Genomic DNA, 23,595 nt, shown 5'->3' on the forward strand with positions numbered 1-23,595 from the left:
TTCGGTCTCCAGGAAATAAAACGCTATCTCTATGAGATAAAAGCTATCATTAATGGGGCTAAGTATACTGTCCATTTATACAGTGTCTAGCCCTGTTTAGAAAAAATCTATCGGATGCGACACGCCTCCGATTATGGCGACAATCGCTGTAGCGCAAATGAGAGTGCATGTTCAATGGTTTGTTCACGCACGGCGCGCCGATCACCATCAAAATGACATACTTCACTATCCGTTTCACCATTGTGCCACGCCCAAGCAAACCAAACAGTACCGATCGGTTTATCATCGCTACCACCACTCGGTCCTGCAACACCACTGACCGCAATCGCTAATCCTGCGTTAGCCTCGGCCAATGCACCTTCCGCCATCGCGCTGACCACAGGTTCGCTCACTGCGCCATACTGGGCCAGTAAATCCGTGGGGACATGAACTAATGCTTGCTTTGCGGTGTTGCTATAGGTAACCCATGCCTGCTGAAACCACTGCGAGCTGCCTGGCACATCGGTCAGGCAATAGGCAATACCGCCGCCGGTGCATGACTCCGCGGTAGTCACGGTTAATTCTGTATCCAATAGGGCATCACCCAAACGCTTTGCCAATGAGAATAAAGGGTCCACTGCGCACTCCTTTTTATTGGGTTGAGAAACCTGCACCACAACTTTACCCCTTGCGGTCCGATCACGTATTCTAACGCCCTTAACGTTCCATTTTGCAGGTCTAGTCGTGACAGTACAAGCGCTCGAAAAGCACACTCCCATGATGCAACAGTATCTCAAACTTAAAGCGCAGCATCCTGAAGAGCTGCTCTTTTATCGTATGGGAGATTTTTACGAACTCTTTTACGACGATGCCAAACGCGCCTCTCAATTATTAGATATTTCGTTGACCAAACGCGGCAGTTCAGGCGGTGAACCGATCCCCATGGCAGGCGTGCCCTATCATGCCGTGGAGGGCTATTTGGCCAAGTTGGTGCAATTGGGTGAACCCGTTGCCATTTGCGAGCAAATTGGTGATCCTGCCACCAGTAAAGGCCCGGTTGAGCGCCAGGTGGTACGCATCGTGACACCGGGTACCGTCTCTGATGAGGCATTGCTGAGTGAACGCGTCGACAACCTAGTGGCCGCATTAACGTGCGATAACGACCAGTTTGGCTTTGCAACCTTAGATATCACCTCTGGGCGATTCGTTCTGACTGAGCCGACAACCTATGAGCAGATGCAGGCGGAATTGCAGCGTACTCAGCCTGTCGAACTCTTGTATCCAGAGGACTTCCCCTACCCCGATCTCTTATCGGTGAGCCGCGGTGCAAGACGCCGTCCAATATGGGAGTTTGATTTAGACACGGCACGCAGCCAATTGACCGGCCAGTTTGGTACGCGCGATTTAGTTGGCTTTGGCGTCGAGGACTGCTCTCTTGGGCTAAGCGCGGCAGGCTGTGTTTTACAATATGCTAAAGAAACGCAGCGTACTGCACTGCCTCACATTCGTGCCATTGTTAAAGATCAGCAAGATAGCTCTGTCGTGCTTGATGCTGCAACACGACGTAACTTAGAAATCACCCAAAATCTCGCCGGTGGCACCGATAACACGCTGGCCGAGGTGCTAGACAAAACCACGACACCGATGGGCAGCCGTTTACTCAAACGCTGGTTACATCAACCCTTGCGCGATCGCCAAGTGCTCAATCAGCGCTTAGATGCCATTGGCACCCTGCTAGACAATAGCTTGTACACGGATCTTAGCGACGCCCTCAAGCCGGTGGGAGACATTGAACGTGTCCTTGCTCGCTTGGCCATGCGTTCAGCGCGCCCGCGTGATATGGCAAGGCTACGTACTGCATTGGCGCAGCTACCTGAGGTGCAAACATTGCTCACCGAGCTTGACCACAGTGCCTTCTCCGATCACCAAAAAGCCACCACTCCGATGCCGGAGTTACACGATCTACTCACGCGGGCCGTCGTCGACAATCCACCGGTAGTGATCCGTGATGGCGGCGTGATTGCGTCAGGGTACAGCGCGGAACTGGATGAGTGGCGCGACCTGTCCGAAGGCGCATCACGTTACTTAGAAGAACTAGAAACCCGCGAGCGCGAGCAACATGGCATCGACACGCTGAAAGTGGGTTATAACCAGGTGCATGGTTTTTATATTCAAATCAGCCGCGCGCAAAGTGATCGGGTACCTGCGCACTATATTCGCCGTCAAACGCTTAAAAATGCCGAGCGCTACATCATCCCAGAATTAAAAGAGCATGAAGACAAAGTATTAAGCTCTCGGTCTAATGCGTTGGCGCTCGAAAAACGCTTATGGGACGAATTGTTTGATCAGTTACTGCCACATTTGGCGCGATTACAGCAAGCGTCAGAGGCGTTATCCGCGTTGGATGTATTGTGTAACCTCGCGGAGCGTGCTGATAGCCTCAACTATCATCGCCCAATATTGACCGAACAACCGGGGATCGATATCGAAGCGGGTCGACACCCGGTGGTTGAGCAGGTCATGACGGATCCATTTATCCCCAACCCGATCACATTAAATCCTGAACGCCGCATGCTGATCATTACCGGTCCGAATATGGGGGGTAAATCCACCTATATGCGTCAAACAGCCTTGATCACCTTGCTAAGTCATATCGGTGCCTATGTGCCCGCGGAGCACGCCAGCATTGGACCTGTTGATCGTATCTTTACCCGTATTGGCGCGTCCGATGACCTTGCCTCAGGGCGTTCGACATTTATGGTAGAGATGACAGAAACCGCGAACATTCTTCACAATGCCACGGCCAACAGCTTGGTGTTAATGGATGAAATTGGACGCGGCACCAGTACTTATGATGGCTTGTCCTTAGCATGGGCCAGTGCCGAGTGGCTGGCAGAAAAAATCCATGCCATGACCCTATTTGCCACACATTACTTTGAGCTCACCGAACTGCCAGGACAAATGGAAGGCTTGGTCAACGTTCATCTAGATGCGATGGAGCATGGCGATGAAATCGCCTTTATGCACGCGGTACAAGAGGGAGCAGCCAGTAAATCTTATGGTTTAGCAGTCGCAAGCCTGGCCGGGGTTCCCAAACCCGTCATTCGCCGCGCCAAACATAAGCTGGCCCAACTTGAGCAAAGCGGCCAGCACACGGCAAATACCAAACAGTCGGTCGGTAAAATAACACCGACGCAATTGCCTTTGCTCCCCGAGCCCAGTGAATTAGATCATGCAATTGATGCACTCAATCCAGATGAAATGACCCCGCGTCAGGCCTTAGATGCACTTTATGCCCTTAAAGCATTGCAGCAATCACGTTAATCACGCCAGGTGAAGCCATTCGCATTGATTATCGCGCGTTAATCATCACCAAAGCATCGATGACCGCACAACAAAAAACGGGACAGCCTTTGCTATCCCGTTTTAATGTTGCGCTATGATTTGGGTAGTATTGTCTATTGTTCAACATTAAAGAGCGACTCAATACTTAGCCCTTGATGGGTCAGCATGTCGCGTAAACGACGTAGGCCTTCCACTTGAATTTGACGAACCCGCTCACGGGTTAGGCCAATTTCACGCCCAACATCTTCCAGCGTAGAGGCTTCATGTCCCAGAAGACCAAACCGGCGCGACAACACTTCGCGTTGCTTCGGATTCAGCTCCTGTAGCCATTGCACAATCGATTTCTTCATATCATCGTCTTGCGTGGTGTATTCAGGGCCATCCTGCTTTTCGTCAGGGATGATATCCAACAGCGCTTTTTCTGAGTCACCACCAATCGGATTATCCACAGAGCCAATACGTTCATTGAGGCGGAGCATACGATTTACATCTTCAACCGGCTTATCAAGCTGCGCGGCAATATCTTCCGCTGTCGGCTCATGATCTAGCTTTTGCGCTAATTCACGGGCAGTACGCAAATACACATTCAACTCTTTGACGACATGAATAGGCAGACGAATGGTACGCGTCTGGTTCATAATGGCACGCTCAATGGTTTGGCGAATCCACCAGGTTGCATAGGTTGAAAAACGGAAGCCGCGCTCTGGGTCAAACTTTTCTACGGCACGGATCAGTCCAAGGTTCCCTTCTTCAACCAGATCCAATAACGCTAGCCCCCGATTCGAGTAACGACGCGAAATTTTAACCACCAATCGCAGGTTACTCTCAATCATACGTTTGCGCGCAACCTCATCACCCCGTAGCGCTCGACGTGCATAAAGCACCTCTTCTTCGGCAGTAAGAAGTGGTGAGAAGCCGATTTCACTTAGGTAAAGTTGGGTGGCATCAGAGGCTTTGGACGTGGCTGCTTGTTGCTGAACAGCCTCTTCGACTTCTTCGGCCACCTCTGTGGCTTGCGCCTCAACGGTGTCCAATTCCACGTCTTGATTCAAGCCGTCCAGTTTTTTTGCGGTATTTGTTTGGCTCATAGCGCCTCCCTTATGACGTAGCAGCAAAGCAGAATGTGTTTCTGCTTTAACCGGCCCCGTCACATCGGTGGCTGCAGCGTTATCACTTTGGTTTTGCCCCTGTGCTAACGCTTTGGCAGATAATGCAACGGATTGACCGATTTTCCTTTGTAGCGAATTTCAAAATGCAACCGAACACTGTTTGCACCAGAACTGCCCATTGAAGCTATTTTTTGCCCCTTCGTGACAGCTTGGCCTTCTGAAACATAAAACGAATCGTTGTGCGCGTACGCACTTAGATAATCATCATTGTGTTTCACTATTATTAATTTACCGTAACCTCGAAGCGCGCTTCCGGCGTAAACGACTTTTCCATCTGCCGCTGCCTGAATACGTTGTCCTCGTTGCCCGGCAATATCTATGCCCTTATTGCCTCGCTCTGTACTAGAAAATCGGGACACCATTCGGCCTTTTGCTGGCCATTGCCAGGTAATCTGTTGGTTAGATACGCTAGCGGTCCGCTTATTAACAACTTTTTTACTTTTTTCTTTTACTTGACTGTACCCCGCTGAAGGGTCCGATTCAACGTCTTTTGTGCGTTGAGTCGCGGTTTTTGACTTCTTTTTCCCCTCAAATTTGCCAGGATCGGCGCCTTTTCTAGAAGATGCTGCTACCGACGCAGCACTTGCAGTGGCTTTTGTGGCAGCGGCCACAGAAGCGCCATTGGCGACGACCTCGGCAGCAGAAGAAGATGAGGAAGATTGGTCCCTAGCAGGCGATTTAGCCACATTGGGACGCTGATAAGCGGGCTTCCACAATGCCAGTGTCTGCCCGGGGTAAATGGTGTAAGGAGGCTGTAAATTATTATGCTCGATGATATCGTCAATATCGCGATCCGTGATGTAAGCGATGTAGTAAAGCGTGTCGCCTTTTTTCACTTCATAATAGCTACCGCGATAGCTGCCTCTGTCCACACTGGTGTAATCGGGCGTCACACTGGATACCGGTGCCGGTCCTCGCCAGGAACAACCAGATAAAAAAACTAATAGTGACAGAAAAAGCGCGATTTTCATCTATTTTAAAACACAGCTCCATCGCTCAGGCAGTTTATGCCAGTTCGCCCGCAACAAGGGGAACAAATTTAACCGATTCAACCATCTCGGTGTCGAATCTCGTTCCGTCACGCGTGACTTTCATCAGCGTTTGCTCAGCATCACCAATGGGAATCAACATCACACCGCCATCATTAAGTTGTTCACACAAAGCCTCCGGAATGTTGGCGGCTGCCGCGGTGACCATAATAGCATCATACGGTCCTTTACTCGGCCAACCTTGCCAACCATCTCCATGCTTGGTGGAAACGTTATAAATATCCAGCTGTTTAAGGCGCCGTTTGGCCAGCATTTGTAATTGTTTAATCCGTTCGACAGAATAAACATGATCGACCAAGTTCGCGAGGATGGCGGTTTGATAACCGGACCCAGTGCCAATTTCCAAAATGCGACTATCTCGTTGCAAATTGAGTAGCGATGTCATCTTAGCCACAATATAAGGTTGTGAAATGGTTTGTCCCCAACCAATCGGTAACGCATTGTTTCCGTAGGCCTGGTGGGTCATGGCTTCAGAGACAAATAAATGTCTGGGCACGGCTTGCATGGCATCTAAAACGTCAGTGTTTGTCACACCTTGTTGTTGCAAAAATTGAATAAGTGATTGCGCTTGACTCAACGTCTGCTTCCTTTATCACTGAGTTTGAATCGATAAATAAGGCTGCCGCCTCATTGCGGCTAGCCCAGTATGGCACGCGAGGGGACTACTCAGTCAGCCATTGCGAAAACACACCTAGCGTATCATGAGCGGTTAAATCCACTTGCAGTGGTGTGATAGAGACAAACTGCTCAGAAATCGCGTGGAAGTCGGTTCCTGGTCCTGCGTCTTGTGTTTTACCCGGCGCGCCAATCCAGTATATCGGTTTACCTCGCGGATCGCCTTGTTTTATCACATCTTCTGCGTGGTGGCGGGCGCCAAGACGGGTCACTTTCCAACCCGCAAGACGGTCAAGAGGCACATCCGGCACATTAATATTGATCAAACGATGGTTCGGCGCCTCATGACGCTGGTTTTTCGCTAAAAACTGTTTCACCACATGTGCCGCAGTGTCAAAGTGTTGATGACCACAAAGTGAGACTGCGATTGCTGGCGCGCCGAGGAAAAAGCCTTCTGTTGCCGCAGCGACCGTCCCCGAGTACAGTACGTCATCACCCAAATTCGCCCCATGATTGATCCCTGTAATCACAAAATCGGGCTCCCACGGCAACAGCTCCCGCAGGGCTAAATGGACCGAATCCGTCGGGGTGCCTTGAACCGCATAACGTTGGGGGCCCAGTTCACGTACCCGTAATGGATTTTCCAACGTTAACGAGTTGGAGGCCCCTGAGCAGTTACGATCCGGCGCGGCGACTACGACATCAGCAATACTCGATAACACCTCGGTCAATGTTTGGATCCCTTGCGCATGGTAGCCGTCATCGTTACTAATCAATATGCGCATCACGCTCTCCTTGTTCATTTGCAATCACAACTTCTCTCATCACCGCTGTCGCAAATGCCCCCGCAGGTAAAAAGAAACTGACGGTCAAGGTATCGGTATCGTGCGACCACGTCATGGCCTGAGGCAGTAAACGTATTAGGCGACGGTCATGACGCATGCGATTATCGCGAATCACCGCCAATAAATCTGGCTCTTGTTCTACCACATTTAACTCAAACTGCTCGGCGTCAGCGGTGGTCGGTAAAGCATTATCACCCGTCATCGGTGCAGTAATGGTTGGCTTTTGAAGACCGGCCTCGACCGTATACGTTTGTTTTTGCTCGTCCATACATAAATCACCAGCCAGTGTCTGGTCAAACAAGCCAGCCTTTAATCGCGCAGAAACCACTTGATTAAACAACAACGCACGCGCAGCTGAGAGATAAAAACTACGTTTACTCTTATCTCGGACTTTGCGCTCTCCACGCCCCCAAGCACGAGCTATCGCCACATTGTTGCCCTCGCGACCAAATCGCTGAGCGCCAAAATAATTAGGGACGCCCTCTTTAGCAATGGCTTCAAGACGAGGGAGCAATGCTTGCGGATCGGTAAGCTGACGAATACAGAGCGTAAACTGATTACCAATCAAATCACCCGGACGTAGTTTATGTTGATGCCGTGCGGTGCCCTCGATACTGACAACACCCGGATGGGTCTCGACAAACGCCGCTAAATCCGGATCATCTTTTCCTGGCAGGTGAACGCTGAACCATTGCTCTGTTACCGCATGGCGATCTTTTAAACCGGCCCAGCTGACTTGGCGCGAGGTAACACCACAGGCTTTTGCCAGTTCGTTAGCTACGTATTGCGTGTTTTCACCCCGCTTTTTAATTCGGACTAAAAAGTGCTCGCCTTGACCAGATGGCGTAAAACCGAGGGATTCTGAGACAATAAAATCGTCTGGAGAGGCTTTTAAGGTCCCGGACTGTGTCGGCTGACCATGTAAGTACGCTAAAGGTGCCAGTAAGTCTGTCATAGAGCCTCTTTATTCAATAAGACAACGGCTTCGCACGCGATGCCTTCTTTACGGCCAGTAAAACCAAGACGCTCTGACGTCGTCGCTTTGACGTTGACCGCGCCCATTTCCACGCACAAGTCTTTTGCGATCGCCGCACGCATCGCTTGAATATGCGGGCCCATTTTAGGTGCTTGGGCAATAATGGTGATATCCGCATTCCCGAGCTGATAGCCTTTCGCTCGTACTTTGGTGTAAACGTCTCGCAGTAACATCCGGCTATCGGCCCCAGCCCATTCTTCACAGGTATCTGGATAATGCTGGCCAATATCGCCGGCGGCAATCGCGCCCAGTAAAGCATCACATAACGCATGGAGGGCAACATCACCGTCTGAATGCGCGATCAGTCCTTGCTCATAAGGCACTGCCACCCCACCGATAATAACCGGGCCATCGCCCCCAAATTTATGCACGTCAAAGCCGTGTCCAATTCGCATCATGCTTGGCCTTCTTGTTGTGAAAGGTAAAACGCTGCAAGCCACTGATCCTCTGGATGGGTGACCTTAATATTGCTAGCACTCGCAGGCACCAAAATCGGATGTCCGCCGATCGCTTCAATCGCGGAAGCTTCATCGGTGACCTGATCACCGGCTATTTCCAGTGCGCGTTTTAGTGTTTGAGTTAAAAACATTTGTGGCGTCAGGGCATGCCAAAGCGCTTCGCGCTCAACCGTATGTGCCACTTGTCCATCGTTATTCGCACGCTTCATCGTGTCTCTCACTGGCGCCGCCAATAAGGCTCCGTCTTGATGAGATTGCGCGTGCGCGATCAGCGCATCAATGTCTGCATGCGTCACACACGGTCGTGCCGCATCATGCACCATGACCCACTGAGTTGTCACCGCTGCTAATCCAGCTTGTACAGAGGTTGCGCGAGTTAGCCCCCCGGTCACAACCTGCACATCGGCATGCTCACCAAGGCCAGTTTGCGCAAAGTAACCGTCGTTAGCGCTAATCGCAATCACCACCGAACTAATCGCAGGGTGTGCCAGCAAGCGCTCAACGGTATGTTGAAGCAGCGTTTTGCCTGCTAAAGTAAGGTATTGTTTAGGACAGTGAGCCTGCATTCGCCGTCCCACCCCGGCGGCAGGGACCACGGCACTGATACCCGACCGCAAAGCGCCAGGCTGCAAAGAGGTTTGTTCGACCACAAGTTATCTTCTTTGTTAGTACCGCCTGCAGGCGGTAATCGGTTATTGTCTTGTATCGACCAATCGGAAAAATGTTTCGTCGGGTTTGATCATGCCAAGCTCGTTACGTGCGCGCTCTTCAATCGCTTCTTGACCGCGTTTTAAATCCGCAATCTCCGCGTACATTTGTTGATTACGCGTCACGAGTTTTTGATTGGCCTGCTGCTGCACGGCGACATTGGCTTCAATTTGCCAGTAATCTGTCACACCATTTTTGCCTAACCATAAATCGTATTGTAGCCAAACAAGCGTGAGAAACAGCGCAACCGATAGCAGCCTCATACCTGTACTCCTTCCTATATCGGCTCGACGTATTTGCACAATAGCATTCTAGTCGCATAGGCTAGCGGATCAGGTCGCTGGTGTCATGGTTTTCCTAAACGAAAAAAAGCCGCGCCGTTAAACGGCGCGGCTTTTCTAATAAAAGTGTCTAAGTGCCGATTATTGGCCTTTCACTTCTTTTAGACCGTTAAACGGTGCTTTTTCACCCAGCGCATCTTCGATGCGGATAAGCTGGTTGTACTTAGCAACGCGATCTGAACGGCTCATCGAACCGGTTTTGATTTGGCCTGCTGCAGTACCCACCGCTAAGTCAGCGATGGTTGCGTCTTCAGTTTCGCCTGAACGGTGAGAGATAACCGCCGTGTAACCAGCGTCTTTCGCCATCTTGATTGCAGCCAGCGTCTCAGTCAATGAACCGATCTGGTTGAATTTGATCAAGATAGAGTTCGCCACACCTTTGTCGATGCCTTCTTTCAGGATCTTAGTGTTAGTCACGAACAGGTCATCACCGACCAGCTGAAGCTTGTCACCCAGCAGTTCGGTTTGGTGCTTAAAGCCGTCCCAATCAGACTCGTCGAGGCCGTCTTCGATAGACACGATTGGGTACTCTTCAGCCAGCTTAGCAAGATAGTGGTTAAACTCTTCTGAAGAGAAGGTTTTACCTTCACCTTTCATGTTGTAGATGCCTTGCTCTTTGTCATAGAACTCAGACGCTGCACAGTCCATTGCTAAAGTAATGTCTTTACCCAGCTCGTAGCCTGCTTGCTCAACCGCTTCTTTAATCGCAGCGAGTGCTGCTGCGTTTGACTCTAGGTTAGGCGCAAAACCACCTTCGTCACCAACAGCAGTGCTTAGGCCTTTGGCTTTCAGTACTTTGGCAAGGTTGTGGAATACTTCTGCACCGATACGCAGCGCTTCTTTTAGCGTCTTAGCACCGACTGGCTGGATCATGAACTCTTGGATATCAACGTTGTTATCCGCGTGCTCACCACCATTCAGGATATTCATCATTGGCAGAGGCATAGAGAACTGACCCGCAGTACCGTTTAGCTCAGCGATATGCTCGAACAAAGGCATGCCTTTTGCCGCTGCCGCCGCTTTGGCGTTCGCCAAAGAAACCGCGAGGATAGCGTTAGCACCGAACTGAGATTTGTTCTCGGTACCGTCGAGATCGATCATCACTTGGTCGATATCCGCTTGCGCTTTAGCGTCTTTACCCAGCAATGCTTCTGCGATTGGGCCATTCACAGCTTCAATCGCTTTCAGTACGCCTTTACCCATGAAACGTGACTTATCACCATCACGCAGTTCTAGTGCTTCGCGAGAACCCGTAGATGCACCAGAAGGAGCTGCTGCCATACCAACGAAACCACCTTCTAGGTGAACTTCCGCTTCAACGGTAGGGTTACCGCGTGAATCAATAATTTCACGACCTAGAACTTTAACGATCTTAGACATTGTGATTCCTCTCGTCTGTCATTGTTTTTAAAAATAAAGAGCGGCCGCCTTCTGGGCTACCGCTCGAATGTCGTTTATAGCTCACCGCGCTGTTTTTTGCCTGCCGCAGCAACAAATCCAGCAAACAGTGGATGGCCATCACGCGGCGTTGAAGTGAATTCCGGATGGAACTGGCACGCCACGAACCAAGGATGTGCTGGGTTTTCAATGATCTCTACCAGCTTTTTATCGGCAGACAGACCAGAAACTGACAATCCTGCTTTTTCTAGCTTAGGACGTAGCAGATTATTCACTTCATAACGGTGGCGATGGCGCTCATGGATTTGGGTATTGCCGTAGAGCTGATGCGCTTTAGAGCCTTCGGCAAGGTGGCAAAGCTGCGCGCCTAGGCGCATGGTGCCACCAAGATCTGACGTCTCGCTACGCTCTTCCACTTTGCCTTCTTCATCGACCCACTCAGTGATCAGGCCAACGACAGGATAAGGGCTTTCTTGGCTAAACTCAGTCGAGTTAGCGCCTTCCATGCCGGCGACATTACGTGCGTATTCAATCAACGCCACCTGCATACCAAGACAAATACCCAGATACGGCACATTGTTTTCACGTGCATATTGTGCCGCAAGGATCTTACCTTCAATGCCGCGGTCACCAAATCCACCAGGGACGAGAATCGCGTCCAAGTCCTTCAGCATTTCACTGCCGCGGGTTTCAAGATCTTGTGAATCCACGTACTTGATGTTGACGGTCAGACGATTTTTCAACCCACCATGTTTTAACGCTTCATTGACGGACTTGTACGCATCCGGCAATTCAATGTACTTACCGACCATACCAATGGTGACTTCACCCATTGGGTTGGCTTCTTCGTAGCTCACTTGCTCCCATTCAGACAAGTCAGCTTCTACGGCTTCAATGCCAAAGCGCTTGCAGACCAAATCGTCCAACCCTTGCGAACGGATCAACGATGGGATCTTGTAGATAGAGTCGACGTCTTTCATGGTGATGACCGCTTTTTCCGCCACATTACAGAACAGCGCAATCTTAGCGCGTTCATTGGCAGGAATTGGACGCTCACTACGGCATACCAGCACATCCGGCTGAATACCAATCGACAGAAGCTCTTTTACTGAGTGCTGGGTCGGCTTGGTTTTTACTTCGCCTGCCGCAGCCAAGTAAGGCACTAATGTCAGATGCATGAACATGGCATGTTCGCGGCCCACGTCTACCGTCAACTGACGAATCGCTTCCAAAAATGGTAATGATTCAATATCACCGACCGTTCCGCCGATCTCGACGATCACAATATCGTGACCTTCACCGCCTGCGACGATGCGATCTTTGATCGAGTTGGTAATATGTGGGATCACCTGAATCGTCGCCCCCAGGTAGTCTCCACGGCGCTCTTTGCGCAGTACATCCGCATAAACACGGCCAGAGGTAAAGTTATTACGCTTGGTCATTTTAGTGCGAATGAAGCGCTCATAGTGACCGAGATCAAGGTCGGTCTCTGCGCCGTCTTCCGTGACGAATACTTCTCCGTGCTGGGTAGGGCTCATTGTCCCTGGATCCACGTTAATATAAGGGTCGAGTTTCATGATGGTGACGTTAAGGCCACGCGCTTCAAGAATGGCTGCTAATGAGGCTGCAGCAATACCCTTACCGAGGGAGGATACAACACCGCCCGTAACAAAAATGTAGTTCGTCGTCATGCTAAACCTGAGAGTTGGATTTAGAGGAAATAAATGAAGTTCTGGACGGGATATTATGATACCAGACCCCACTGACTCCCACAATGTGAAAGCTACCACACACCCTGGTGTTTTTAATTGTCACAAATCAATTATGCCAATTACAGGATATTGCCTTACTCGTCTTTTTTAACCGCTTGCCACGCCGATTCTAGTTCATCCAGCTGACATTGTTGAATATTTTTTCCATTATCACGTAATTGATTTTCAACGCCACGAAAGCGACGTTCAAATTTCTGATTRGCTGCGCGCAACGCCTGCTCAGCATCCGTGCCTAGGTGGCGCGCGACATTGACGACAGCAAACAAAAGATCGCCAACTTCGTCTTCCACACGGTTTGCGTCAACCGGTGTCTGTGCTAATTCATGTTCGACCTCTTCCAGCTCTTCTCGCACTTTCGCGATAACCGGCGCCACGGTTGGCCAATCAAACCCTGCCCTTGCACATCGTTTTTGTAGCTTGTGGGCGCGAGTTAACGCGGGCAACCCCTGAGTCACGCCATCTAATAGACTGCAGGATTGGGTTGAGGGCATTTTCTCTGCGCGCTCTTGCGCCTTAATACCTTCCCAATCAGGCGAGCTTAATGGCTTCCCGTCCGCATCTTTAGGACCGAATACGTGAGGGTGACGACGCGTGAGCTTATCGCACACCGCACTGACGACATCGTCAAAATCAAATCGATGTTGTTCGCGCCCTAATTGACTGTAGAACACAATTTGAAAAAGAAGGTCGCCCAACTCATCTTTTAGGTCAGACCAGTTTTCACGCTCGATGGCGTCAGCCACTTCGTACGCCTCTTCTAAGGTATGAGGCACGATAGAGGCAAAGGTTTGTGCCTTGTCCCAGTCACAACCATGATTAGGGTCGCGTAAGGTCGCCATGATCGTCAGTAAGTTGTCAATTGACGCCATAAGAAGGTTCCTTCATGAAAAAAACGCCCTGTCGAAACAGGGCGAATGTATTAGCGGAGGCGTTTCGCTTCGACCACATCTTTCACTTGTTCAAGCCGGTTTACAACGCGGCTTAAGGTATCTAAATCAGAGATTTCGAGATCAAAGTCCATGATCGACATTTGCTTTTTATAATCAACCCGGCTTTGCATCCCGGCTACCCGTGCTTTCTCATTGCTTAACACGTTATTGATATCTTTGACCAGCCCGGTTCGTTCGTTTGCCGAAAGGCGAATGCGTACATGGTATTGACCAATATGGCCTTTCCCCCACACCGTGGCGATAATCCGCTCCGGTGCATGATGGCTAAGCTCATTGAGCTGCTCGCAATCTGCACGATGGACCGAAATACCACGCCCTTGGGTAACAAATCCTTTAATGTCATCACCCGGCAACGGCTGGCAGCAGCGCGCGAGATGCGTCATCAGGTTATCAACACCTTCGACAACCACGGCATCGCGGTGGGCTTTGCCGGTGCTCGGTTTTTGTTCGCTTTGCTGCAGTTTTTCTAACAACTGCTGCTCTTCTTCTTCCAGGCTCGGTTTATTAATCAGGCCATTAATATGGTTCACTACCTGATTAATGCGCAAATCACCACTGCCCACGCCGGCATAAAGCTCGTCCAGCGTGTTAACGTTAAAGCGTTTTAGCGCCAAATTGGCATCTTTACTGATGCCGCCAATTTTTTGTAGCTCGGTATCCAAGATTTCTTTACCGGCAGCAATGTTCTTGTCTTTGTCTTGCTTGCGGAACCAAGCATTTATTTTGGCGCGCGCACGACTTGAGTTAACAAATCCATGGCTGGGATTGAGCCAATCTCGCGACGGGTTAGGCTCTTTTTGCGTGATGATTTCAACCTGGTCGCCCATTTGTAGGTGATAGGTGAACGGAACAATTCGCCCTTCTACTTTGGCACCAATGCAACGATGACCCACTTCTGAATGGATGTGGTAGGCAAAATCAAGTGGCGTTGCCCCTATAGGTAAGTCGACGACATCGCCGCGCGGGGTGAACGCATACACCCGATCGTCGAACACTTGGCTACGCAACTCATCAAGCATTTCGCCCGAATCAGACATTTCTTCTTGCCATGCCAATAGCTTACGCAGCCAGGTGATTTTTTCATCGTAGCCACTGCGGCCACTGGCTGAGCCTTCTTTATATTTCCAATGGGCCGCTACACCTAGCTCTGCATCATCGTGCATTTGTTTGGTGCGAATTTGAATCTCAACGGGCTTGCCTTCCGGCCCCAACACCACGGTGTGAATTGACTGATAACCGTTCGGCTTGGGGTTGGCGACATAATCATCGAATTCTTTGGGCAGATGACGGAACTGGGTGTGGACGGCACCTAATGCGGCGTAACAATCCTGAAGTTGATCCGCAATAATGCGCACAGCGCGCACATCAAACAACTCATCAAACTCCAGGTTTTTCTTCTGCATTTTGCGCCAGATACTATAAATATGCTTCGGGCGTCCATATACCTGTGCATTAATATGCGACGCTTCCATTTCCTGCTGGAGCCCTTCGACAAAGGCACTGATATAGTTTTCACGGTCAATGCGTCGCTCGGCCAGCTGCTTGGCGATTTGTTTATAAGTTTGCGCATGTTGGTAACGGAACGCGTAATCTTCAAGCTCCCACTTTAGCTGACCAATTCCCAATCGGTTAGCCAAAGGCGCATAAATGTTAGCGCTCTCTTTCGCTGCTTGCTGACGCACAGACTCTGGCGCATCTTTCACTTCACGTAAATGGCAAATACGCTCGGCGAGTTTAATCACCACGCAACGAAAGTCTTCCACCATAGAGAGTAACATACGGCGCACATTATCAACTTGCGAGGACGTGGCCTCATCGTCGGCTTGGGTATTTAAATGCCGAATCGCAGCGGTCTGCTGCACACCGCGAATCAGGTTGACTATCGACATCGAATAGTCGTCCGCCAGTGTCTCCAGGGTGACCAATTCGGCGTCGACCATCGGAAATAATAGCGCGGCCAGCAAGGTGTCGGCATCCATGCTTAATGTCACGAGGATTTCGATCATCTCTCGGCCTCGCCACAAAGGCTGGCTGAGTGCTGATTCATCGTCACTCAATGCTCGACAATATTGGTAGCCGTCTAACAAGGCTTGTGTCGTCGATGCGTCTTGCCCGAGTCGCTTAACCCAGGTGTTAAGCTCAAATGTTTCATCTTCGTGTAGGTGGGCTTCTCGTACCGCAACCATAACTGTTCCTATCCTTAACTCTCTTACTGACAAGAGAGGCATGTCGATAACGACAAGCCACTAAACGCTTATGCCCGCTTGTTCGTCACCGGCTTAAACAAGGCCATCGATTCCATGTGTCCTGTTTGTGGGAACATATCCAGCATCCCTAATTTGACAAGTGCATAACCATTATCAAGCAGCACGCGGGCATCGCGCGCCAGGGTGGCAGGATTACAGGACACATAAACAATATGTGAAGCCCTCGATTGTGCCACAAAGTCTATAACACCCGCAGCCCCTGCGCGTGCCGGATCGAGTAAGATTTTGGTAAAATCGAAATGGGTCCACTCTCCCTCTAACGCGTCGCTATTTAAATCAGCTTGATAAAAACCGGTGTTATCACAACCATTTATCTTCGCATTATCTGCCGCCTGATTCACCATGGCTTGCACGCCTTCCACCCCGACAACGTGCCCAACCAGTTTGGCAGCGGGGACACTAAAGTTACCCAATCCACAAAAGAGATCCAAGACACGATCTTCTTTCTCTAGCGCTAGCCAATCCAGTGCCTGTGACACCATGTCCTGATTGACCGTCGGGTTGACCTGAATAAAGTCATTCGGTTGAAACGCAAGGCGACATCCCGCCACTTGGTAATCTGGCGCGGCGCCGATAAGACGTTCAGGTGCGCCATCGCCTTGATGAAGATAAAAGGTGCAGCCTTGAGTTTCTGCCCAGTGGCACAATGCTTGACGGTCATCACTGTGCAATACCTTGGTGGTACGCAACGACACTACCGTGGTGTTGTCGGCCTCAATCAAATCAAGATGACCCAAAATACGTCGACCACGCAGGCCATCCAAACACGGGCGCAAGTGCGCAAGCAAGGTATTCAATGACTCACTCAGGACCGGACAATGGCTAACATTGATAATCGCACTGCGTTGGCGAGCACGAAACCCCATTGCCAATGCCCCCTTTTTATCAACCTGAAGACTGATGCGCGCACGACGCCGATACTGCCATGGCCTATCTGTAATAGATGCCGAGAGTGTTGCCTCTTCCCCAGCAAATTTTTGCATCAGCTCATTCAACGTTTGCTGTTTATGCGTAACCTGCCCTTCATGGCTTAGATGCTGCAAGCTGCAACCACCGCACTGCTGATAAACCGGGCACCCTGGCTCAACACGTTGTGTGGCGTGGCTATCGAGTTTAATTAATTGGCCGCGCGCATATTGCCGCTTTTGCTCGGTCAGCTGTACCAAGGCTTGCTCTCTCGGCAAGGTACCTGGGACAAACACCGGTTTTTTATCCAAAAAGCCAACGCCATCGCCATGATGGTCTAAGCGTTTAATGGTTATCAGCTGATGCTTTTGCTCAACCTTTTTATTTTTTTCGGGCTTAAAAAAGCGCGCCATGTCGTATTCCAGTGTTTAAAGCTTGTTGCCAAGCCAGTCAAGAGATCCTGCCAGTGGGAGTTGTGATAGTTCGCTGACTATTTTGTGATTGAATCATGTACACTGGCGCTAATTGTCGTGATTATTTTCCCATAGTTTATCTAGCATGACCAAATATGGCCTCCGCACCCGTGTTTCTGTACTCACTATTGCACCGACACTCATTGTTGGGCTATTACTCAGTGCATTTTTCACCAGCACCCGCTATCAAGACCTTGAGCAGCAACTCACGGTAACCGGTTCTGCGATTATAGAACCGCTCGCCATTGCCAGCGAAGTGGGATTGAAAAATGACAGTCGTGAAAACGTGCGCCGGCTCATCGGCTTTGCTCACCGCCAGCATTCTCAGTTTGTGAGAAGTATTGCCGTGTTCGATCGTCGTAACGAGCTGTTTGTGACCTCGAATTACCACCGCAATTTAGCCATGCTCTCCGTCGATAGTGGCCAACCTATTCCCACACAATTACAGGTTAGCCAACAGCAAGATACCTTGATTTTGCGTGCACCGATTTTAGAAATTGGACGCTTTACCCCCGGGTTCAATGTCGAGCGCCCTTTGGGATATATTGCGATGGAGTTGGACCTTAGCTCAGTACGGTTGAAACAGTACCAGGAAATGATCACAGCGCTGGTTATGGTCGCGCTGGGCGGGATTCTCTCCTGCTTTTTCGCTTACCGTTTGATTGCCGATGTGACTCATCCAATCGGCAACATGGTGACCTTGGTCGATAGAATTCGACGAGGCCATCTTGACGTGCGGATTGAAGGTGAGCTGCTCGGCGAGCTGGATACCTTAAAAAATGGCATCAATGCAATGGCAATCTCATTGTCCGAATACCATTTGGAAATGCAACAAAGTATTGATCAGGCGACCAGTGATCTACGCGAAACCTTAGAGCAGCTCGAGATCCAAAACGTTGAGTTAGACATTGCCAAGAAAAACGCGCAAGAAGCGGCACGGGTTAAATCCGAGTTTCTCGCCAATATGTCCCATGAGCTGCGTACACCGCTCAACGGGGTGATTGGCTTTACGCGACAAATGCTAAAAACCGAGCTCAGTAGTAGTCAACGAGATTACCTTCTCACCATTGAAAAATCCGCCAATAACCTGCTGACGATCATCAATGACATCTTAGATTTCTCTAAGCTGGAAGCGGGTAAGTTGCTGTTAGAAAACATTCCGTTCGACGTGCAAGAGATGCTCGACGAAGTGATGCGCCTACTCGCGCCTATGGCGCATGAGAAAGGGCTAGAGCTAACCCTGCGCACCGATGCTCGGATTCCTGCGGGAGCGGTTGGCGATCCGCTTCGTATCCAACAAGTTTTAATCAATTTGATTGGCAACGCGGCGAAATTTACCGAGCGAGGTAATATTGATGTCAGTGTCGATCTTAAACAGCTACACGATGAAACCGTCGAACTGCAGTTGATGGTCAAAGACACCGGCATTGGGATCTCTGAACGTCAACAAGCGCAGCTTTTCCAAGCGTTTAGACAGGCAGATGCCAGTATCTCGCGCCGTTATGGCGGTACTGGGCTCGGGCTTGTGATCACGCAAAAATTAGTCCAACAAATGGGCGGCGATATTGGCTTTACCAGTCGCCTTCACCAAGGTTCATCATTCTGGTTTACGCTGCAGCTGACACAAACTGATTTACCGGTATCGCAGCCACTCGACATCGAGCCTTTGGTCGGGCGCGATATTCTGATTGTGGAGCCCAATGCGCGTACCAGAGAGATTTTGCGCAAACGACTGAGCCAAGTGGGCCTAAACGTTGATACCGCGTCCGGCACCCATGTGCTCACTGACCGTCAGTATCATTTTGCTCTCCTTTGTTTTGATGCTGGGAGCATGCCTGCGCTCAGTGAGATGCAAGATGCAGTCAGTCTCTGTGAGCAGCAAGCGCAGTCAGTGGTGGTTTGCTTACCCACCACCGAACTCGAAGCATCCGAGCATCTTTTGAAAGCTGGCGTACGAGCGTGTGTCGCCAAGCCGATCCCGCAGCGTAAACTATTGGAAACACTGCTTGGTTCACCCGAGCCGGCGCCTTTGCCGCTACCTCAACCTAACACCACGCAAAAGGCGCCCTACACCGTGATGACTGTCGATGATAATCCTGCGAACTTGAAACTGATCACGGCCTTGTTGGCTGAGCGGGTAGAGAAAGTCGTGACCGCAGATGATGGCGTCAAAGCCCTGTCACTGGCACACCAATACGCCTTTGATATCATTTTGATGGATATTCAAATGCCCGAAATGGACGGTGTCACCGCTAGCCAAGAAATTCGTAAAGCGGGACTCAACCAGCAAACGCCGATTGTAGCAGTAACCGCTCATGCGATGCCTGGTGAGCGTGAGCGCCTTATTGATGCCGGGATGGACGATTACCTCACCAAGCCCATTGAAGAGGCCATGCTAGAAAGCACCCTGAGTCGTTGGCTGCATTTTGATGACACGGTAGCACCTCATCAAGCCGCGCCGTTACCCACTTATTCGGCTAACCAGGATCACAGTGCGCGTCATCTGGATTGGCAGCGGGCGCTCAACCAAGCAGCAGGCAAGGCCGATCTCGCCAAAGAAATGCTAGAAATGTTACTCGCCTCTTTTACGTCAGTGAAGAAGGTGGTCGCTAGTGCGTTGGCGGGAGAGTCAGAGACCGATAGCTTATGGCAAGCCATCCACAAGCTCCACGGTAGCTGTGCTTATAGCGGTGTGCCTCAACTTAAAAGCCTGTGTCACGAGTTAGAAACGCAATTAAAAGCCGGGGCAGATATCGCAGCTGTCGAACCTGAGCTGTTAGAGCTCCAAGATGAGATTGCACATATTGAGCAACTGGCACCGCAATATCTCGATAACGCGCAGGGCTGTTAACCCGTTTCTAAGATAACATACGCGACCGCGTAGGCCTTTTCATCCGATAAGGTCAGCCAACAGTGCGCAACGCCACGCTCGCGTGCCAATTGGGCAGCACGGCCAGAAAGGCTTAGGGCCGGCTGGCCGGAAGTCTGATTCGTAATGGTAAAATCATGAAACGTGACACCGTCGGCAATCCCGGTTCCTAGCGCTTTTGCCGCGGCTTCTTTCGCAGCAAAGCGCTTGGCCAAGTAACGAGCAGGCGCATGATGTGTTGCCATATGGTCCCGCTCACTATCGGTTAGGATCCGATCGGCAAAGCGCGAGTGGCGTGCAAACGCTTTTTCAATACGCGCAATCTCAACAATGTCTGTACCAATTCCAACAATGGCCATTTAGCGACGCGCCGCTTCCATAATCGCTTTCATATCCGCCACCGCTTTTTGCAAGCCATCAAACATTGCACGACCTATGATTGCATGACCAATATTCAGCTCATGCATTTCAGGCATCGCCGCGATGGGAGTGACGTTATGATACGTCAGGCCATGGCCCGCATTCACTTTGATCCCCAAATCGACAGCAGAGCTTGCCGCTGCGGAGATCTTTTTAAGCTCCGATTGGCGATCGTTGTCATTGGTTGCATCCGCGTAGTGGCCTGTATGCAGCTCAATAAAGGGCGCACCACATTGATGAGCCGCTTCAATTTGATTGCGATCAGCATCAATAAAAAGGGAAACCTTAATCCCAGCTTCGCTTAGACGCTGGGTTGCCGCTTTCACTTTATCCAGCTGGCCCGCGACATCCAAGCCCCCTTCGGTCGTGAGCTCTTCACGTTTTTCCGGGACCAAACAAACAAATTCAGGTTGAATCTCGAGCGCAATCTCAACCATTTCATCGGTCACCGCCATTTCCAGATTCATACGCGTTTGTAGCGTTTCTTTGAGTAAACGGACATCGCGATCAGTGATGTGGCGACGATCTTCACGAAGATGCACGGTGATCCCTGCCGCTCCAGCACGCTCAGCTAACTCCGCCGCATGAACCGGATCCGGGTACGCGGTACCACGTGCATTACGTATCGTCGCAACGTGATCAATGTTCACACCGAGGTAAATTTTATCCATGATTATTTCCTTCTAAACAATTCTCTGCTTTTTAGCGGCTTAGGACCAAGATAAGGTTTGAGCGCCATACGTGTAAAACGCTTGGCGGCGCGCAGCTGTGCCACCGTTTCAAAATGTCGTGTCGCCAACGCTCGTAGATCAGCGCCAGTAAATTGCCGATGTTGGCTTTTCATGATCGACGCGACAAAGCCTTGCTGCTCACGATATAGATACGTCATCGTATCGTTGATCGGGTCGCCGCTACCAGCACAATGAAGAAAATCAACGCCATAGCCTAGTGCTTCTAACAGCGCAAGCTCAAAGCAGCGTAATGCAGGCTCTGGGTTGTGATAGCGGGCAAGCTGGGTTAAGGCGGTGACATAATCGAAAAATAACGCTGGGTAAGGCGTATGAGGCTCAAGCACACGCATAACTAACTCATTGAGGTAAAAGCCGGAATACAGAGCATTGCCTGATAAAGGCAGCGCGAGGCCTGTGGCCTCAGCACTGCGCAATGTACGTAATTCACCGCGTCCCCCCCACTTGAGCAGCAAGGGAGTAAAAGGCTGCAGTGCGCCTCTTATGGCCGAACGGGGACGACGTGCTCCCTTGGCGAGAAGCGTGATACGTCCCTCGAACTCAGAGAACACATCTAAGAGCAGACTCGATTCACTATAGGGGCGCGAATGCAGCACAAAACCACGTTGAAAGCCGTCCACTCACCCTCTCCTGAGTGCATGGACCCGATGATCGGGCCAATTAAAGATCGTCGATATAGCCTAAACTGCGCAACGCGCGTTCGTCATCAGCCCAGCCGGATTTCACTTTCACCCAAAGCTCAAGATAGACCTTACGTTCGAAGAGATCTTCCATGTCTAAGCGTGCCTCTCGGCCAATGCGTTTGATCTTTTCGCCGCCTTTACCAATGACCATTTTCTTCTGGCCGGTACGCTCAACTAAAATCAAACCATTAATATGAAAGCCATCGGTTTCAGGGTTGTAGTCAAAACGTTCAATTTCAACCGTCACTGAATAAGGCAGCTCTTCACCGGTAAAACGCATCAGCTTTTCACGGATAATTTCTGAGGCCATAAAACGCTGAGAGCGGTCGGTAACATATTCTTCAGGAAAGTAGAATTCAGACGCCGGCAACGCATCACGAACACGCTGCTCGACCACATCAATATTGGTCCCGTTTTTCGCTGAAACCGGGATCACGTCGACAAACGGCATTTTCTCTGACAACGCTTGTAGATGCGGAAACAGCTCCGTCTTCTCTTTAACGTTATCCACTTTGTTGACCAACAAAACCGTCGGCAACTCTGAACGCGCTAGCTTATTAAGCACCATTTCATCGTCATTAGTCCAATGTGTGCCATCCACGAGAAACAATACCAATTCAACGTCGGTTAACGAGCTGTTTGCAGCCCGATTCATAAGACGGTTAATGGCGCGCTTTTCTTCAATGTGTAGCCCAGGCGTATCGACATACACCGCCTGGTAGTTATCCCGGGTATCCACGCCCATGATTCGGTGACGCGTGGTTTGGGGTTTACGCGAGGTAATCGACAACTTTTGCCCTACCAAGCGGTTCAGCAATGTTGATTTTCCTACGTTCGGGCGGCCAACAATGGCAATAAAGCCGCAGCGCTGTGTGTCAGTCATTATGTCAACTTCTGTAGTGCGAGTTCTGCAGCCGCTTGCTCTGCCTTGCGACGACTACTGCCTTTTCCAATCACAGAACGCTCCAGTCCTGATATCTGGCACTCTACCGTAAACTCTTGGTTGTGTGCTTCACCCTTCACTTTCATCACCGTATAAGACGGTAACGGTTTACGTTTTCCCTGCAAGAGCTCTTGCAAACGGGTTTTCGGATCTTTTTGGCTGACACCCGGTTCAATGGTTTCGAGTCGCTGCTGATACCATTGCAAGATAATATCTCGTACCCGGTTGATATCACTGTCTAAAAAGATGGCGCCAATCAATGCTTCTACAGCGTCAGCCAAAATCGAATCGCGGCGAAAACCGCCACTTTTAAGTTCTCCTGGGCCAAGGCGCATGACTTCGCCCAGAGAAAACTCCCGCCCAATTTCGGCTAGTGTATTACCGCGCACTAAGGTCGCGCGCATCCGACTCATATCCCCTTCATCCACTTTCGGAAAGCGATGATAAAGATCCTCGGCAATCACGAAGCTAAGAATTGAGTCACCCAAAAATTCGAGACGCTCATTATGTGTGCCATTGGCACTACGGTGCGTCAACGCCAGTTCAAGCAATGCAGCACTGCTGAACTGATAGCCGATCTCTCGCTGCAATTTATCTGTTAGTTTTGTCATCATAGTCCA

Annotated in this window: 21 protein-coding genes; 2 read left to right on the forward strand and 19 right to left on the reverse strand. The window is 50.4% G+C overall.

The annotated features are described in order from the left end of the window. Positions 1–131: 131 nt before the first annotated feature. Positions 132–617 carry a CinA family protein gene (locus tag BZG77_RS06665; protein ID WP_021022082.1) on the reverse strand — a complete coding sequence of 162 codons (486 nt, stop codon included), beginning with the start codon at positions 615–617 and terminating at the stop codon, positions 132–134. 139 nt (positions 618–756) lie between these two features. On the opposite strand from BZG77_RS06665, the gene mutS reads away from it, so the two are divergent. Next, complete coding sequence (mutS, locus tag BZG77_RS06670) at positions 757–3,303, forward strand: DNA mismatch repair protein MutS (protein ID WP_198532397.1); 2,547 nt, start codon at positions 757–759, stop codon at positions 3,301–3,303. A 134-nt stretch (positions 3,304–3,437) separates the two neighbouring features. On the opposite strand, the gene rpoS is transcribed toward mutS, so the two are convergent. The 13 genes from rpoS to rlmD all read right to left on the reverse strand — a co-directional run bounded on the left by rpoS (position 3,438) and on the right by rlmD (position 17,251). Next, positions 3,438–4,412, reverse strand: coding sequence for an RNA polymerase sigma factor RpoS (gene rpoS, locus BZG77_RS06675; protein ID WP_077576439.1), 975 nt, complete (start codon positions 4,410–4,412; stop codon positions 3,438–3,440). A gap of 104 nt (positions 4,413–4,516) precedes the next feature. After that, positions 4,517–5,464 (reverse strand): peptidoglycan DD-metalloendopeptidase family protein, encoded by a 948-nt coding sequence (locus BZG77_RS06680; protein WP_077576438.1) that lies wholly within the window; start codon positions 5,462–5,464, stop codon positions 4,517–4,519. Between the two features lie 34 nt (positions 5,465–5,498). Next, the gene (locus BZG77_RS06685) at positions 5,499–6,119 is read right to left on the reverse strand and encodes a protein-L-isoaspartate(D-aspartate) O-methyltransferase (RefSeq protein WP_077459779.1); all 621 of its coding nucleotides are present in this window, start codon (positions 6,117–6,119) and stop codon (positions 5,499–5,501) included. Between the two features lie 85 nt (positions 6,120–6,204). Then, positions 6,205–6,942, reverse strand: coding sequence for a 5'/3'-nucleotidase SurE (gene surE, locus BZG77_RS06690; protein ID WP_077459780.1), 738 nt, complete (start codon positions 6,940–6,942; stop codon positions 6,205–6,207). After that, positions 6,926–7,957, reverse strand: a complete 1,032-nt coding sequence (truD, locus tag BZG77_RS06695) for a tRNA pseudouridine(13) synthase TruD (protein WP_077646657.1) — start codon at positions 7,955–7,957, stop codon at positions 6,926–6,928. Before truD ends, surE begins: the two co-directional genes overlap by 17 nt. Next, positions 7,954–8,433: a 2-C-methyl-D-erythritol 2,4-cyclodiphosphate synthase gene (gene ispF / locus BZG77_RS06700; protein ID WP_077646658.1), complete on the reverse strand. Its 480-nt coding sequence runs from the start codon at positions 8,431–8,433 to the stop codon at positions 7,954–7,956. The genes truD and ispF overlap by 4 nt, the downstream gene beginning before the upstream one ends. Next, on the reverse strand, positions 8,433–9,146 hold the full coding sequence (gene ispD, locus BZG77_RS06705) for a 2-C-methyl-D-erythritol 4-phosphate cytidylyltransferase (RefSeq protein ID WP_274532599.1): 714 nt from the start codon (positions 9,144–9,146) through the stop codon (positions 8,433–8,435). The genes ispF and ispD overlap by 1 nt, the downstream gene beginning before the upstream one ends. 42 nt (positions 9,147–9,188) lie before the next feature. Next, positions 9,189–9,467: a cell division protein FtsB gene (ftsB, locus tag BZG77_RS06710; RefSeq protein ID WP_021022088.1), complete on the reverse strand. Its 279-nt coding sequence runs from the start codon at positions 9,465–9,467 to the stop codon at positions 9,189–9,191. Positions 9,468–9,626: 159 nt separating this feature from the next. Beyond that, positions 9,627–10,925 carry a phosphopyruvate hydratase gene (gene eno / locus BZG77_RS06715; RefSeq protein ID WP_077459783.1) on the reverse strand — a complete coding sequence of 433 codons (1,299 nt, stop codon included), beginning with the start codon at positions 10,923–10,925 and terminating at the stop codon, positions 9,627–9,629. 74 nt (positions 10,926–10,999) lie between these two features. Further along, complete coding sequence (locus BZG77_RS06720; protein ID WP_021022090.1) at positions 11,000–12,634, reverse strand: CTP synthase; 1,635 nt, start codon at positions 12,632–12,634, stop codon at positions 11,000–11,002. 155 nt (positions 12,635–12,789) lie between these two features. Beyond that, on the reverse strand, positions 12,790–13,584 hold the full coding sequence (gene mazG, locus BZG77_RS06725) for a nucleoside triphosphate pyrophosphohydrolase (RefSeq protein ID WP_077646659.1): 795 nt from the start codon (positions 13,582–13,584) through the stop codon (positions 12,790–12,792). 50 nt (positions 13,585–13,634) lie between these two features. Then, positions 13,635–15,851, reverse strand: a complete 2,217-nt coding sequence (gene relA / locus BZG77_RS06730) for a GTP diphosphokinase (RefSeq protein WP_021022092.1) — start codon at positions 15,849–15,851, stop codon at positions 13,635–13,637. A 68-nt stretch (positions 15,852–15,919) separates the two neighbouring features. Then, a complete protein-coding gene (rlmD, locus tag BZG77_RS06735) occupies positions 15,920–17,251 on the reverse strand; it encodes a 23S rRNA (uracil(1939)-C(5))-methyltransferase RlmD (protein WP_077646660.1) in 1,332 nt (443 codons plus the stop codon). A 145-nt stretch (positions 17,252–17,396) separates the two neighbouring features. On the opposite strand from rlmD, the gene barA reads away from it, so the two are divergent. After that, complete coding sequence (gene barA, locus BZG77_RS06740; protein WP_077646661.1) at positions 17,397–20,162, forward strand: two-component sensor histidine kinase BarA; 2,766 nt, start codon at positions 17,397–17,399, stop codon at positions 20,160–20,162. On the opposite strand, the gene acpS is transcribed toward barA, so the two are convergent. The 5 genes from acpS to rnc are packed head-to-tail and all read right to left on the reverse strand — an operon-like array spanning position 20,159 to position 23,586. Continuing rightward, the gene (gene acpS / locus BZG77_RS06745; RefSeq protein ID WP_077646662.1) at positions 20,159–20,539 is read right to left on the reverse strand and encodes a holo-ACP synthase; all 381 of its coding nucleotides are present in this window, start codon (positions 20,537–20,539) and stop codon (positions 20,159–20,161) included. The genes barA and acpS overlap by 4 nt on opposite strands. Beyond that, positions 20,540–21,271 (reverse strand): pyridoxine 5'-phosphate synthase, encoded by a 732-nt coding sequence (gene pdxJ / locus BZG77_RS06750; RefSeq protein ID WP_021022096.1) that lies wholly within the window; start codon positions 21,269–21,271, stop codon positions 20,540–20,542. Between the two features lie 2 nt (positions 21,272–21,273). Next, positions 21,274–21,969, reverse strand: a complete 696-nt coding sequence (gene recO, locus BZG77_RS06755; RefSeq protein WP_021022097.1) for a DNA repair protein RecO — start codon at positions 21,967–21,969, stop codon at positions 21,274–21,276. Positions 21,970–22,009: 40 nt separating this feature from the next. Then, positions 22,010–22,915 carry a GTPase Era gene (gene era, locus BZG77_RS06760; RefSeq protein ID WP_021022098.1) on the reverse strand — a complete coding sequence of 302 codons (906 nt, stop codon included), beginning with the start codon at positions 22,913–22,915 and terminating at the stop codon, positions 22,010–22,012. Continuing rightward, positions 22,915–23,586, reverse strand: coding sequence for a ribonuclease III (rnc, locus tag BZG77_RS06765; protein ID WP_028569567.1), 672 nt, complete (start codon positions 23,584–23,586; stop codon positions 22,915–22,917). Before rnc ends, era begins: the two co-directional genes overlap by 1 nt. Between the last annotated feature and the right edge of the window lie 9 nt (positions 23,587–23,595).

Origin of the sequence: Salinivibrio sp. IB643 (genome assembly GCF_001996105.1) — a bacterium.
GTDB lineage: Bacteria > Pseudomonadota > Gammaproteobacteria > Enterobacterales > Vibrionaceae > Salinivibrio > Salinivibrio costicola.